The sequence below is a fragment of the Blautia sp. AF19-1 genome (genome assembly GCF_003479155.1).
In the GTDB taxonomy this organism is placed as follows: Bacteria; Bacillota; Clostridia; order Lachnospirales; family Lachnospiraceae; genus Fusicatenibacter; species Fusicatenibacter saccharivorans.
In genome coordinates this window covers 145842-158771 of record NZ_QUGQ01000004.1, presented here as the reverse complement: position 1 = coordinate 158771, position 12930 = coordinate 145842, and the positions used below count along the sequence as shown (strand labels likewise).

The following is a 12930-nucleotide window of genomic DNA, read 5'->3' as shown; positions in this document are numbered from 1 at the left end:
ACAGCAAGGAGTTCTATTTTACATGAACATTACTTCAAAATACCGTTCTCTCTCCGTCCAGGCGAAGGCGGCGCTTTGGTTTACGATCTGCAGTTTCTTACAGAAGGGCATTTCGTTCATCACAGTTCCGATTTTCACGCGTCTGATGAGCACCGAGGAGTACGGAACCTATACGGTTTATCTGTCCTGGCTGCAGATTTTGACGATTATGACATCGCTGTATTTATTTAATGGTGTTTATGACAATGCGATGGCAAAGTACGAGAAGCAGCGGGATGAATATACATCTGCAATGCAGGGACTGACGCTTGTGATTACGGGTGCGGTTTTTGCATTGTATTATTTTACATCGGGTTTCTGGGAGAAGATTTTAAATCTGCCGAAATCCATGATTTTGCTGATGTTTTTGGAAGCGCTGCTGAGTCCGGCGCTTTCTTACTGGTCGGGGCGGCAGCGGTTTGAGTATCGGTACCGGATTCTGGTCTGTGTGACGATTCTGCAGGCGCTGATGAACCCGATTGCGAGCTTGGTGCTGATCCGCATGAATGGCGGTACGGCCATGATGAGGATCCTGGGTATCGTCGGAGTGCAGATCTGTATCTGCGTGCCGATTATTGTGTTCCAGTTCTGCAAAGGAAAAGAGTTCTTTTCGAAGGAATACTGGGGCTACGCACTGCGGATCGGAATTCCGATTGTGCCGCATTATCTGTCCGGTATTATCCTGAATCAGGGCGACCGCATCATGATCGACAAGATGGTCGGAAAGACGGAGGTTGCGCTGTACGGGCTGGCGTACAGCATTGGTATGCTGGTGCAGCTTTTCATCAGTGGTATGAACAGTGCATTGACACCGTGGATGTACAGCAAGATCAAAAAGGGCGACATCCGTTCAATGCGGAAGGTGCTGCAGCTTCTTAGTGTTGTAGTGGTCGGTATAGCCGTGGCGCTGATGCTGATCAGCCCGGAGCTGGTGCTGATTTTCGGATCACCGAAGTACCGCGAGGCGGTGTACGTCATTCCGCCGGTGGCAGCGAGTGTGTTCTTTATCTTCATTTATAATATTCTCTCGATGCCGCAGTTTTATTATGAAAAAACACAGTTTCTGATGGCTGCATCCATGGCGGCGGCAGGAGCGAATGTGGTGCTGAACTTTATTTTTATCCGCCTGTTCGGTTACATCGCGGCCGGTTACACGACGCTGGCATGCTATATGCTGTATTCAGTCGGCCATTACATTGTGAGCAAACGGATTCTGGTGAACGAAGGAATCCAGGAAAATCTGATGAGTCCAGGATTTCTTGTGGCGTGCTCCGCTTTTCTGATTGGAGCAAGCATCATCTGCAATCTTATTTTCCCGTACAGGATCCTGCGTTACGCGATTCTGCTCGCAAGTGCAGGGCTGGTCTTCTGGAAGAAAGAACTTCTGCTGAAGACGATGGCGGATATTCGGAAGAAATAAAAAAGTGGGGGAGGATTTGAAACGAATGTTCAGAGACTCCCCGTTTTTGCGCGTTTTTTCTTGACAGTCACAGAAAAAACGATACAATGAAAGAATGAAGAAAAGTAAGGCATTTAAATTAGAAAAGGAAAAATTACATGAGTACCAGTATTTCAATAAAAGAACTAAAAGAGCTCGATCCGTCAAGCTATCAGATCGTCGATATCCGCGATGCGGTAGAGATCTCCCACGGCGCGATTCCGGGAGCGCTTGTGATGAAGACAGAAGAAATCGAGACAAGTGATGCGATTGACCGGAGCAAAAAGACGATTATCTGCTGCAGCCGCGGCCGGTTCAGTGTCGCAGCGGCGGAAGAATTACAGGAAAAAGGCTGGGACGCTGTGAGCCTGGAGGGCGGTTACATCGCCTGGCTGATGGATGTGATGAGCGCGCCGGAGGAGCAGGACAAGGCGGCAGACGTGGAGAAGAGTCTCCGCAAAAAATTCAAAAAGTCGATCTGGTCCAAATTTACGAAAGCGATCAACACATACGAGCTGGTAAAACCGGGCGATAAAATTGCTGTCTGTATTTCCGGCGGAAAAGATTCGATGTTGATGGCGAAATGCTTTCAGGAGTTAAAGCTTCACAATAAATTTGATTTCGAAGTAAAATTCGTTGTCATGGACCCGGGATACAGCCCGGAGAACCGCAAGGTGATCGAGGATAACGCAAAGAGCCTCCATATTCCGATCACGATTTTCGAGACCGATATTTTCGATTCGGTTTACCATGTCGAAAATTCGCCGTGTTACCTCTGCGCGAGAATGCGCCGCGGCCATCTGTACCATTTTGCACAGCAGCTTGGCTGCAACAAGATCGCACTCGGCCATCATTACGATGATGTCATTGAGACAATCCTCATGGGAATGCTCTACGGTGCGCAGGTGCAGACGATGATGCCGAAGCTTCACAGCATCCACTTCGAGGGCATGGAGCTGATCCGCCCGCTGTATCTGGTGCGCGAGGATGATATCAAGGCGTGGAGAGATTATAACGGTCTGCATTTCATCCAGTGTGCCTGCAAGTTTACCGATACCTGCACGACCTGCAATAACGAGGAGAATCGTTCAAAACGCGTGGAGATCAAGGAACTGATCAAAAACCTGAAAAAGGTGAATCCGTTCGTGGAGAGCAATATTTTCCGCAGTGTCGAAAATGTCAACATTGACACCGTGGTCGGCTACAAGCAGCACGGCATCCGCCACAATTTCCTGGAAGGATACGACGACAATCCGGGGTATGTGCCGGAGGCAGAAAAAGCAGCGGCGGAAACGGAGCAGGAAAAAGAAGGAAAGTAATGCACAGAAAAATAGAAGAAACGCCGGAGCAGGAGAAAATGCTGATCCGGCTGAAAGAGCTCCGTCTGGAACGCGGTTACTCGATGACACAGGCGGCGCGGAAGATTTTCAGTCACCCGGACACCTACAACCGGTATGAAAAAGGCATCCGTGAGATTCCGTTGGACTGTCTGATTACGCTGGCAAAGCTGTATGACTGCAGTCTCGATTATCTCGCGGGTGTTTCCGATCAGCCGCGAAAATACGGAAGGTGATGTAAATGGCAATTCCTCTTTATCTGACAACGATTGAACAGGATATTTTTGATACATTCCGGTATCTGCCGCATGCGGTTGCAGTCGGTGTCGGCTTTGTGACGGTTGCGGCGGCGTGGAAAAATCAGCAGATCCAGAAGAAACGGAAACGGCTGGAGCAGTACCGTGCGCTGCACGGCGGGCAGCTTCTGGCGTGGTTTCTGGTAGCCGTCTATTTTGCCATGCTGATTTCGATTACACTGCTTTCGAGAGAACCGGGTTCGAGAACCGGTGTGGATTTGAAGCTGTTTGAAACCTGGGGAAACCAGCGTCTGCCGGACCGGTATTTTGTGGAAAATATTCTGCTGTTTCTGCCGTTCGGTGCATTACTGCCGGCGGCGGTGCCGTTTCTTCGGAGATGGTGGTACTGTGTGTATGCGGCATTTGCCACGAGCATGATGTTGGAAACTGTGCAGCTTTTAACAGAGCGCGGCTTCTGCCAGTTAGATGATGTTGTGACGAATACGCTTGGAGCAGCCATCGGGTATCTGGTGTTTGCACTGGTGCGGAAATGTTGGAGAGGGAAGATAGAAGAATAGAAGGAAAACAAGAAGGCTCTGCCCAAATGGACAGAGCTTTTTTCTTCCCTGTTTTTATAGCAAGACCCGAAAATAATGCAAAAAATTCAGCACCGCAGAGCGTGAATTACTGCGTCACAGATTTTCGTCGTACCCCGGTACGCCTTCAAATCTGTTCCTTGCAATTCGCGCTCTGCAGCACTGCCTTTTTTGCATTATTTTCGGGTCTTGCTATAGATGGAAGTGCAGGAGAGTTAATCCACCCGTTCTTTCCCCCAGAAAAACAATGCCACGGTTCCCGGCCCTGTGTGGCTGCCGATGGTGGTTCCGATGTTGTTGATCTCGACTTTTCCGTTCAGATTGGGAAAGCGTTCCTCGATAAGATCCGCAACGGCCCGCGCATCTTCGTAGCAGGCGGACTGGGAAATGTAGCATTTGCCGGAGTAGGAGAGGCCGCCCTCGGCGTTTTCTTCCATCTGGTCGACGATTTTTTTGATGACTTTTTTCTTCGTACGGATTTTGAACCGCGGAATCAGCCGTCCTTCGTTGTCCATGTTGAGCAGCGGGCAGATGCCGAGAAAGCCGCCGATTGCGCCGGAGGCTTTGGAGATGCGGCCGCCGCGCACGTAGAAGGTGAGGTCCGTGGAGAAGAACCAGTGATGGACTTTGAGGCGGTTTTTCATCGCAAAATCGTAAACCTCTTCCAGCGGTTTTCCTTCATCGCGCAGGTCGGCAAGGCGGTCCATCAGAAGACCATAGCCGGAGGAAGCGCCGAGGGAATCCACGATGAGGATTTTCCGTTCCGGGTAGCGCTCTTCAAGGTTGGCTTTGGCGATCATCGCAGAATTCAGGACACCGGAAATGCCGGAGGAGAGGCAGACGTGGAGAATGTCTTTGCCGTCCTGCAGGAATGTTTCAAAATAGGCTTCAAATTCATCGGCATTCACCTGGGATGTTTTCGTGGAAGCGCCGGCGGCCATGGCGGCATAGAACTGATCGAACGGCATGGACTTGCCGAGATCGTCCGCGTACTCGGTGTCATTTAATTTGTAATGGAAACAGATGTATGAGATTTCCCGTTTGGAGAAATGTTCTTCGGTAAGGTCTGCCGTAGAGCAGCAGCTGATGACATAGGAACTCATAAAATAATCCCTCCTTGTAAAAATGAAAGTAAGAACTCTGGTTTCTGTGCCTATTGTAGCATCCCGAATGGGAAAAGGCAACTGCGGAACGTGATTATATCCGTAATGAAAGGGAAAGCGAAATGGTGTCAAGCCTTGTATTTGCGATGCGGCCTGTGGTAGAATAGAACTATGAGAATACGAAATTACAAAGGAGGTTTTTGCATATGCAGAATTATTCAGGAGAAGAAGGGCTGCAGTATCATCTGCAGATCCGAAAAGGCGATGTGGGACGGTACGTGATTCTGCCGGGAGATCCCAAACGGTGTAAAAAAATTGCAGCTTACTTTGAGAACCCGGTGCTCGTCGCAGACAGCCGGGAATTTGTGACTTATACGGGTACTTTGGACGGTGTAAAGGTTTCTGTTACATCTACCGGCATCGGCGGTCCGTCGGCTTCCATCGCGATGGAAGAGCTGATCCAGTGTGGCGCCGATACGTTTATCCGCGTCGGAACATGCGGCGGTATGGCACTCGATGTAGAGGGCGGCGATATCGTGGTGGCAACGGGAGCGATCCGTGCGGAGGGAACGTCAAAGGAATACGCACCGATCGAGTTCCCGGCAGTCGCAGACCTTACCGTGACGAATGCGCTGGTGCAGGCGGCAAAGAATCTTGGGAAAAAATGGCATGCGGGCGTGGTACAGTGCAAGGATTCCTTCTACGGCCAGCACGACCCGGAGCAGATGCCGGTCGGCGATGAGCTGCTGAAAAAATGGGATGCATGGATGAAGCTTGGATGCAAAGCGTCAGAAATGGAATCGGCGGCACTCTTTATCGTGGCAAGTGCCCGCGGCGTCCGTGCCGGATCGGATTTTCTTGTGATGGGAAATCAGGAGAGAGTGAAACGCGGCATGGAGAACCACATTACGCACGATACGGAAGGGGCGATTCAGGTAGCCATCGAGGCACTGCGGATTCTGATCCGGGAAGATCAGAAATAAGAAAGAAAAAATAAGGGGATACTGGAAAGGGGATGCTGGATATGAAACAGGAAATCAGTACAGAAATAAAACAGGAGCTGGTAAAACAGGCTCTGGCAGCGCGGAAATTTGCGTATGTGCCGTATTCGAAATTCCGCGTAGGCGCGGCGGTTCTGGCAAAGAATGGAGCGATTTATACCGGTTGCAACATTGAAAATGCGGCGTATACACCGACAAACTGCGCGGAGCGCACCGCGGTCTTCAAAGCCGTATCCGAGGGCATAACGGAATTTGACGCGATCGCCGTCTGCGGCGGCCCGGGAGAGGCAGAGCCGGAGGATTTCTGCACACCGTGCGGTGTCTGCCGCCAGGTCCTGCGGGAATTTGTCGATCCGAACGAATTTCTCGTTCTCCTCTGCAAGGGCGACGGTTCCTGGAATGAAATGACACTTGAGGAGCTGCTGCCGATGGGATTCGGAAAAGAAAATTTATAACATAAGTTTCAATCCTAAAAAAGTCCAGGACAGATACGGAAAAGCCGTATCCACCTGGACTTTTTTAGGTTAGGTGAAACAATTTTTATTTACTGAAATTTCGGCTCACAGGTCAGATCGCATCCCAGACGCTGGAACATTTTGCGGTCCACGTCAGAGAGCATAACGCTGGAGTGTACCTGGCAGCCCTTTAACTGCGGCAGGCAGGACAGCGCTTTCTGTGCATCCTCGCTCTGTGCAGCAGTAGCGGACAGCGCGATCAGAACCTCATCGGTATGAAGACGCGGGTTCTTGCTTCCGAGGTACTTGGTTTTCAGGGTCTGGATCGGAGCGATGGATTCCGGTGAGAGAACATGTACGTCATGGTCGATGCCGGAGAGCTCTTTTAATGCATTCAGCAGAAGCGCCGCGCTCGATCCGAGCAGATCGCCGGTCTTTCCGGTGATGACGCGTCCGTCCGGAAGTTCCATGGCAGCGGCCGGTGCGCCGGTCGCCTCGGCACGGACAAGAGCCGGGGAAACGGTGGTACGGTCTGCGGCAACGATGTTTTCCTGTTTCATCAGAAGCTCGATTTTGTAAGCCTCAGTTTCGGAGCGGGAGCCGTCTGCGATACCGTCCACAGCAGTGTAGTAGCGGCGGATGATCTCCTGACGGGAAGCCTCACGGCATGCCTCATCATCAATGATACAGTTTCCGGCCATGTTGACGCCCATGTCAGTCGGGGATTTGTACGGGCTCTCGCCGAAGATCTGCTGGAAGATCGCACGCAGAACCGGGAAAATCTCGACATCACGGTTGTAGTTGACGGTTGTCACGCCGTATGCCTCGAGGTGGAACGGGTCGATCATGTTGACATCGTTCAGATCGGCGGTAGCAGCCTCGTAAGCCAGGTTGACCGGGTGCTTCAGCGGCAGATTCCAGATCGGGAAGGTCTCATATTTTGCATAGCCGGCGTTTACACCGCGTTTGTGCTCATGGTAAAGCTGGGAAAGGCAGGTTGCCATCTTTCCGCTTCCCGGTCCCGGTGCGGTAACGACAACGAGCGGGCGGGTTGTCTCGATGTACTCGTTCTTTCCGTATCCCTCATCGCTCACGATCAGCGGCACATTATGTGGGTAGCCCGGAATCGTGTAGTGAATGTAAACCGGGATGCCGAGCTTCTGCAGTCTCTTCTTGAAAGCGTCTGCACTGTGCTGTCCGGAATACTGCGTGATGACAACACTGCCGACATAGAGGCCGCGTCCGCGGAACTCATCAATCAGGCGGAGCACGTCGCTGTCATAGGTGATGCCGAGGTCGCCGCGGATTTTATTTTTTTCAATATCTGCTGCGGAAATCGCCATTACGATCTCAGCCTGGTCGGAGAGCTGCATCAGCATGCGCAGTTTGGCATCCGGTGCAAAGCCCGGAAGAACGCGGGATGCGTGGAAATCATCGAACAGCTTTCCGCCGAATTCCAGATACAGCTTGTTGTCAAACTGGTTGATGCGGTCGCGGATATGCGCAGACTGCATTTTCAGGTACTTCTCATTGTCAAATCCAATCTTCATGGTATTTTTCTCCCTTTTTATCCATGGTGTCTGTTAAAAACAACTGTTTTCATTTTACTATACGGAAAAGTCCCGTGCAAGAAAAAATTATCGTGGGAACTTTAGAAAATTAAGGAAAAAAAGAGCTGAAAATAAAAAAATCTCCCAAAAAGGAGAGAGGCCGGGACTTGTTAGGGCCCCGGCGGTATGAAAAAGAAATCTATCTATTAGAAAGGTTGGCATTGGAGACATGCTTCCAAGGGTGCTTTGCTGTCTCCTGGTTAAAATTTATAGAAAAACGATGGAGGTTTGTGTTTGTTTCCTTCGTTGTTGATGAGATTAGTATACGGAAAAATTGTGACCAGAATGTGTACATGAGATAAAGCTTTTCTGAAGAGAAGATGAAAACAAAACAAAGAAAATCTGACGGAATCGTAAACAGAGGAAAGTTTTGGCGGAAAAAGGGGTCATGCAGAGGGGCGGCGGTGCATAGAATGCAGGGGAAGAAGGAAAAAGCAGCGATTCCGTGACGCGGAACAGAGACGGGAAAACGCCGCAGGTCTCAAAACGGTGCGGAGCTGCTGGAACGGAGAAAGCTTGCAGAACGTAATCCTGGATATGGTCAACCGCTTTGGATATGTCGGCGTCCTGATTCTGATTGCCGTGGAAAATGTCTTTCCGCCGATTCCCTCCGAGGTGATTCTGACGTTCGGCGGTTTTCTGACGACATGCACCCGTCTGCATCCGGCGGGCGTTGTGCTGACATCCACGGCAGGATCGCTTCTCGGGGCGCTGGTTCTCTATGGAGCGGGAACGCTTGTCAGCCCGGAGAGCCTTAGTGAACTGCTCGACAGCCGCCCGATGAAGCTTCTCGGATTTCACGCGGAGGATGCCTGGAAAACGATTACATGGTTTCAGAAGAAAGGCCAGCGGGCCGTTCTGTTCGGCCGGTGCATTCCCATCATCCGAAGCCTCATTTCCGTCCCCGCCGGGATGGCACGGATGGAGATGCCGAAATTTCTGCTGTTTACAATCATCGGAAGCACGGTGTGGAACATTCTTCTCGTCGGAACCGGTGCTGCGGTCGGTGTGGCGTGGGAGCAGGCGGCGGGATATGTGAAGATGTATGCAGATATCGTTTTTCTCGTGCTGGCAGCCGGAGCGGTATGCTTTCCGGCGGTGCATTTATATAGGAAGAAACACAAATGAAAAAACGTAAGTTGCATGAAATGAGGGACAAAATGTAAAAAATATACTTGCAATTCGACAGGAAGTGTGCTAATATACACATCAACAAGTAAAAGGGAGTAGCGAAACGCCGCGGGAAACAAAAACGCATCCCGAGTGGGTTTGAAATCGTCAGCCGATGTCGAGAGACGTCCGTATCAAATGAGAACGCAAGACTTTTATTGTGGCAGTCGTCATGATAGGAGTCTTTTTTTATACTCCTGAATACCAAAGACAACATGAACTGCCGGAGCAATCCAAACCGTTGCCAGCGGAACAAAAGTGGCGGAAAGAGGAATGTATGAGCAGCGAGAGAGTGAAAAAAGAATTATACGAAACAGCAATGACCGGAGAAAAGGCACTGACCAGTCTGATGTATGTACAGATGACACTGTACGCAGCCAAAAGCCAGAGAACGTACGCAAAGGTACGCGGCGAGGGCAGAGCGATGATGCGCCACACAGGGATCCACATGAATCAGTATTTAAGGGCTGCAGGGAATGATCTGGAAAGCTTTCGGATCCGCTTAAAGGAAACGCACCTGCCGGATGAACTTCAGCCGAAGGCGGGAGCGTTTCTGGTTCAGACGGTACATACTTTTGATACGACAGAGAAAAATCAGATGTACCGCCAGGAACTGCTGGGACTGGAAGCGAAAGTAAAAGAAATAGCAGAACAGATTGAAGGACTGCTGAAAGGCATGCGGGAACTTGGAGCATAAAGAGGAGAGAACAGGAATCGGAACAGCAAAACGGTTCCTGTTCTTTTTTTGCGGTCATAGGATAGAAAAACGGATTTGCAAATTATGAGAAATCCGTCCTTTTCTGACACTTTTCCGCCAACCGCCGGCTGGCAGGTGGACTTTTTTCCGGCAAAATGTTAGAATAAACCTATTCAGAGTCTGGTAAGGATAAAGGAGAAAACCATTTTGGCAGAAGAAATTGCAGTGAAAGTGATTGCCCGGATCCACACGGATTTCCCGGAAAAGTTCGGGATTCCGCGGCAGAGCGGGCTGATTGAAGAATTAAAGAGTACGATCGTCTTTGAACCGGAGTTCCGCGATGCGAATGCGCTGCGCGGCATCGAGGAATATTCCCATCTCTGGCTGATCTGGGAGTTTTCCGAGGCTGTGCGCGACACCTGGTCACCGATGGTGCGGCCGCCGCGGCTTGGCGGAAACAAGCGGGTCGGTGTATTTGCAACGCGCTCTCCGTTCCGGCCCAATCCGATCGGGCTTTCTTCGGTAAAGCTGGAGCGTGTGGAGCAGCATCCGGCACTCGGGCCGGTGCTTCATCTGTCGGGGGCAGATCTGATGGACGGCACGCCGATTCTGGACATCAAACCGTATCTGCCGCATGTGGACAGCCATGCGGAGGCACTTGGCAGTTTTACGGAAAAGACGAAGGAATACTTTATTCCCGTTGAAATTCCGGATGAGCTGCTGGAAAAAATTCCGGCGGACCGCCGGGAGGCACTGAAAAAAGTGCTGGAGCAGGACCCGCGCCCGTCGTATCAGAACAGCGAAGAGCGTGTTTACGGGCTTTCCTTTGCTGGAATGGAAATCAAATTTCAGGTAAAGGACCAGGTGCTGCATGTCGTGGGGGCAGAGCACGCCGGAACGTAAACCGGCAGGAAAAACAGGGGGGACATACAAGAAAAATGGAGAAGAAGGAAACAAAAGTATGTTATATCCAAGTATGACACCGTCCCGGTTTGTCAGTGACCTTTCGGGCATCTGGGACTTTGCGACGAGCCAGAGTCTCCTGCGCGTGCAGGGCAACAAGAAGGGAATCTTCACCCGCGACCGCAAGCCGAAACTGGCGGCACATTATTTCCGGGAGAGATGGCATCAGATTCCGGATTTTGAGTATAAAAAATAAAGAACAGACAGGAAGAAAGTATGGAACGGAACGTAGATATAGACAAGATTTCAGATGGAAAACGATATGGAGCGAATGATATGGTAAAAGTGGGCTGCGACGACTGCCGCGGATGCTCCGCCTGCTGCCGCGGGATGGGCGACTCGATTGTGCTCGACCCGATGGATCTTTACCGGCTCGAGAGAAAACTCGGCAAAACGATGGAGGAGATTCTGACGGCGGGATATATTTCACTCCGCGTAGTGGACGGTGTGATTCTGCCGCATCTGAAAATGACGGAGCAGTCAGACCAGTGCAGTTTCTTAAATGATGAGGGCCGGTGCAGCATTCACGATGCGCGGCCGGGCTTCTGCCGGATGTTTCCGCTGGGACGGCTGTATGAGAACGGAACGTTTTCCTATTTTCTTCAGGTCAGCGAATGTCCGAAGGAGAATAAGACAAAAGTCAAAGTCCGCCGCTGGCTCGACACGCCGGAGCTCGGAAAGTATGAAGCGTTTACGAACGAATGGCATTATTATCTGAAAGAAAAACAGAACGAGGCGCGCAGGACAGAGGATGACGCGCTGCGGCAACAGATCAGCATGGGAATTCTGAAGCTGTTTTATCTGCTTCCGTATGACACAAAGACCGATTTCTATGCGCAGTTTGCGGCGCGGATGGAAGCGGCAGGGAAAAACTGAAAAATAAACAGAAACAGGACAGCAGCCGTTGGTTCGAAAACAGAACCAGCGGCTGCTGTTCTTTGTATCGGTGGAGCAAAGGCTGCAGGACATAGAAAATCAAAATCATATTATAAGCGGCGGGACAGTGTTCTGGCATAAGCGAGGAAGGCTTCGCGGGTTTCACGCTTCCGTCTGCGGCTGCAGAAGACGGTCTGTCCGTTTTTCAGCAGAACCTCGCCGGTTGCCTGCACGAGCGCAACGTGGGAGAAATTGATCAGCAGACCTTTTCCGTTGCGGAAAAAACGGCCGGTTGAGACAAGACATACCGTCAGGCCGGCAAATGTGCACCGGGTTGAAAAGTCACCCTGAACGGTATGCAGAATCAGCCGGTGCTGACAGGCCTCCACATAGATGAGATCATCCAGCGGAAACCGGATTCGTTCCGAGGCGCCCTGTGTGATGATGACCGGAATTTCGAGAAGAACCGGATCGTTGGAATTCAATGGAAAAATCAACTCTGAGTACAAAATTACCACCTCCTGAATTACTTACCGTTTGCGTCGATGTGCAGCCGTTCACGTCGAAGCGGTTGTCCGGCGCAGGAAAACATGATACTGTAACTATGAAATCATTACAGGAACGATCATACGATTACAAACTGTAGTTTAGCACATCCATAGGATTTCATTCAAGCCGAAAGGCCTCACTTCTGATAAAATCGTTCGACGAACAGTGACACACCGCGACACCAGAACTCGAAAAAGATCAAAAAAGCAAACTCCATGTAGAAAAAACACAGAAAAGAAAGTGAAAATCGAAAGAAAAGGAGGCATAAGCAGATTGACGATGTGAGATAGATTTGGTATAATATTCCAAAAATAAATATTATATATAACATTACTATAAAAAGAAATACAAAGAGCAGATGGAGAAGATTATGAGAAAAGAAATGGAAGAAATCAGAGAAAAGGTACATACAACAGCAGATGCAGCATTATTCTTATGTTTTCAGGAGCTGAACGGAAGCCATTCCAAAGGTGTGATCCACCTGCCGCTTCTGCATTACGATGTTCCGTTTGCGGGATACGGGGAAATGCTGCTTCGGATGAATCGGATTTATGATTTGCTCGGTATGCCGGATGCGGGAAGCTGTATGCGAAGCCTGCGGGAAGAAGAAAAAGACGAATGGGAATTTACGGAGGATATGAAAAACCGGCAGGAGACCACGCTTCCGGCCGGAACCGAGCGGATGGTCAGCATTCAGATTCAGTTCCGCCAGCACTGCAGTCTGCAGGAATTTCTGATCTGCGGAAAGCAGAAAGCCGGTTTCCGTTCGGCGCTGGAGCTTTTGTATCTGCTCGAAGACTGTCTGCAGGAGCAGGAAAAACAGGATGCCTGAAAACGGGAGAAGATGTCGAATAGAATGA

The 12930-nt window shown here is 50.4% G+C and carries 14 protein-coding genes and 1 pseudogene; 12 read left to right on the top strand and 3 right to left on the bottom strand.

Features of this window, described 5'->3' with window-relative positions:
• The first annotated feature begins 22 nt into the window (after positions 1-22).
• From DWX26_RS03965 to DWX26_RS03950, 4 genes are all read left to right on the top strand, one after another.
• Positions 23-1459: a lipopolysaccharide biosynthesis protein gene (locus DWX26_RS03965; protein ID WP_158580584.1), complete on the top strand. Its 1437-nt coding sequence runs from the start codon at positions 23-25 to the stop codon at positions 1457-1459.
• Positions 1460-1596: 137 nt separating this feature from the next.
• Positions 1597-2796 (top strand): ATP-binding protein, encoded by a 1200-nt coding sequence (locus DWX26_RS03960; RefSeq protein ID WP_117760621.1) that lies wholly within the window; start codon positions 1597-1599, stop codon positions 2794-2796.
• Positions 2796-3050, top strand: coding sequence for a helix-turn-helix domain-containing protein (locus DWX26_RS03955; protein WP_243030511.1), 255 nt, complete (start codon positions 2796-2798; stop codon positions 3048-3050). The genes DWX26_RS03960 and DWX26_RS03955 overlap by 1 nt, the downstream gene beginning before the upstream one ends.
• Positions 3051-3055: 5 nt before the next feature.
• On the top strand, positions 3056-3628 hold the full coding sequence (locus DWX26_RS03950) for a VanZ family protein (protein WP_118600910.1): 573 nt from the start codon (positions 3056-3058) through the stop codon (positions 3626-3628).
• A 233-nt stretch (positions 3629-3861) separates the two neighbouring features.
• On the opposite strand, the gene DWX26_RS03945 is transcribed toward DWX26_RS03950, so the two are convergent.
• On the bottom strand, positions 3862-4749 hold the full coding sequence (locus DWX26_RS03945; protein WP_118600909.1) for a DegV family protein: 888 nt from the start codon (positions 4747-4749) through the stop codon (positions 3862-3864).
• 206 nt (positions 4750-4955) lie between these two features.
• Here DWX26_RS03945 and udp point away from each other — a divergent pair, with 206 nt between their 5' ends.
• Together udp and DWX26_RS03935 are read left to right on the top strand one after the other, a co-directional pair.
• Positions 4956-5732: a uridine phosphorylase gene (gene udp / locus DWX26_RS03940; RefSeq protein ID WP_055220432.1), complete on the top strand. Its 777-nt coding sequence runs from the start codon at positions 4956-4958 to the stop codon at positions 5730-5732.
• A 41-nt stretch (positions 5733-5773) separates the two neighbouring features.
• Positions 5774-6205 (top strand): cytidine deaminase, encoded by a 432-nt coding sequence (locus tag DWX26_RS03935; protein WP_118600924.1) that lies wholly within the window; start codon positions 5774-5776, stop codon positions 6203-6205.
• Between the two features lie 89 nt (positions 6206-6294).
• Here the strand turns inward: DWX26_RS03935 and DWX26_RS03930 are convergent, their stop codons facing one another.
• Positions 6295-7755, bottom strand: coding sequence for a DUF1846 domain-containing protein (locus DWX26_RS03930; RefSeq protein ID WP_118600908.1), 1461 nt, complete (start codon positions 7753-7755; stop codon positions 6295-6297).
• Positions 7756-8331: 576 nt separating this feature from the next.
• On the opposite strand from DWX26_RS03930, the gene DWX26_RS03925 reads away from it, so the two are divergent.
• From DWX26_RS03925 to DWX26_RS03905, 5 genes and pseudogenes are all read left to right on the top strand, one after another.
• Positions 8332-8943, top strand: coding sequence for a DedA family protein (locus DWX26_RS03925; protein WP_118600907.1), 612 nt, complete (start codon positions 8332-8334; stop codon positions 8941-8943).
• 319 nt (positions 8944-9262) lie between these two features.
• Positions 9263-9682: a hypothetical protein gene (locus tag DWX26_RS03920; protein ID WP_055227913.1), complete on the top strand. Its 420-nt coding sequence runs from the start codon at positions 9263-9265 to the stop codon at positions 9680-9682.
• Between the two features lie 207 nt (positions 9683-9889).
• The gene (tsaA, locus tag DWX26_RS03915; RefSeq protein ID WP_118600906.1) at positions 9890-10585 is read left to right on the top strand and encodes a tRNA (N6-threonylcarbamoyladenosine(37)-N6)-methyltransferase TrmO; all 696 of its coding nucleotides are present in this window, start codon (positions 9890-9892) and stop codon (positions 10583-10585) included.
• Between the two features lie 115 nt (positions 10586-10700).
• A pseudogene (locus DWX26_RS03910) lies at positions 10701-10841 on the top strand (glycoside hydrolase family 2 TIM barrel-domain containing protein); the annotation flags it as partial.
• Positions 10842-10861: 20 nt separating this feature from the next.
• Positions 10862-11521, top strand: a complete 660-nt coding sequence (locus DWX26_RS03905; RefSeq protein WP_055220439.1) for a YkgJ family cysteine cluster protein — start codon at positions 10862-10864, stop codon at positions 11519-11521.
• Positions 11522-11631: 110 nt separating this feature from the next.
• Here the strand turns inward: DWX26_RS03905 and DWX26_RS03900 are convergent, their stop codons facing one another.
• Positions 11632-12030 carry a LytTR family DNA-binding domain-containing protein gene (locus tag DWX26_RS03900; RefSeq protein ID WP_158579744.1) on the bottom strand — a complete coding sequence of 133 codons (399 nt, stop codon included), beginning with the start codon at positions 12028-12030 and terminating at the stop codon, positions 11632-11634.
• 410 nt (positions 12031-12440) lie between these two features.
• Here DWX26_RS03900 and DWX26_RS03895 point away from each other — a divergent pair, with 410 nt between their 5' ends.
• The gene (locus DWX26_RS03895; RefSeq protein WP_147398104.1) at positions 12441-12902 is read left to right on the top strand and encodes a hypothetical protein; all 462 of its coding nucleotides are present in this window, start codon (positions 12441-12443) and stop codon (positions 12900-12902) included.
• Positions 12903-12930 lie beyond the last annotated feature (28 nt).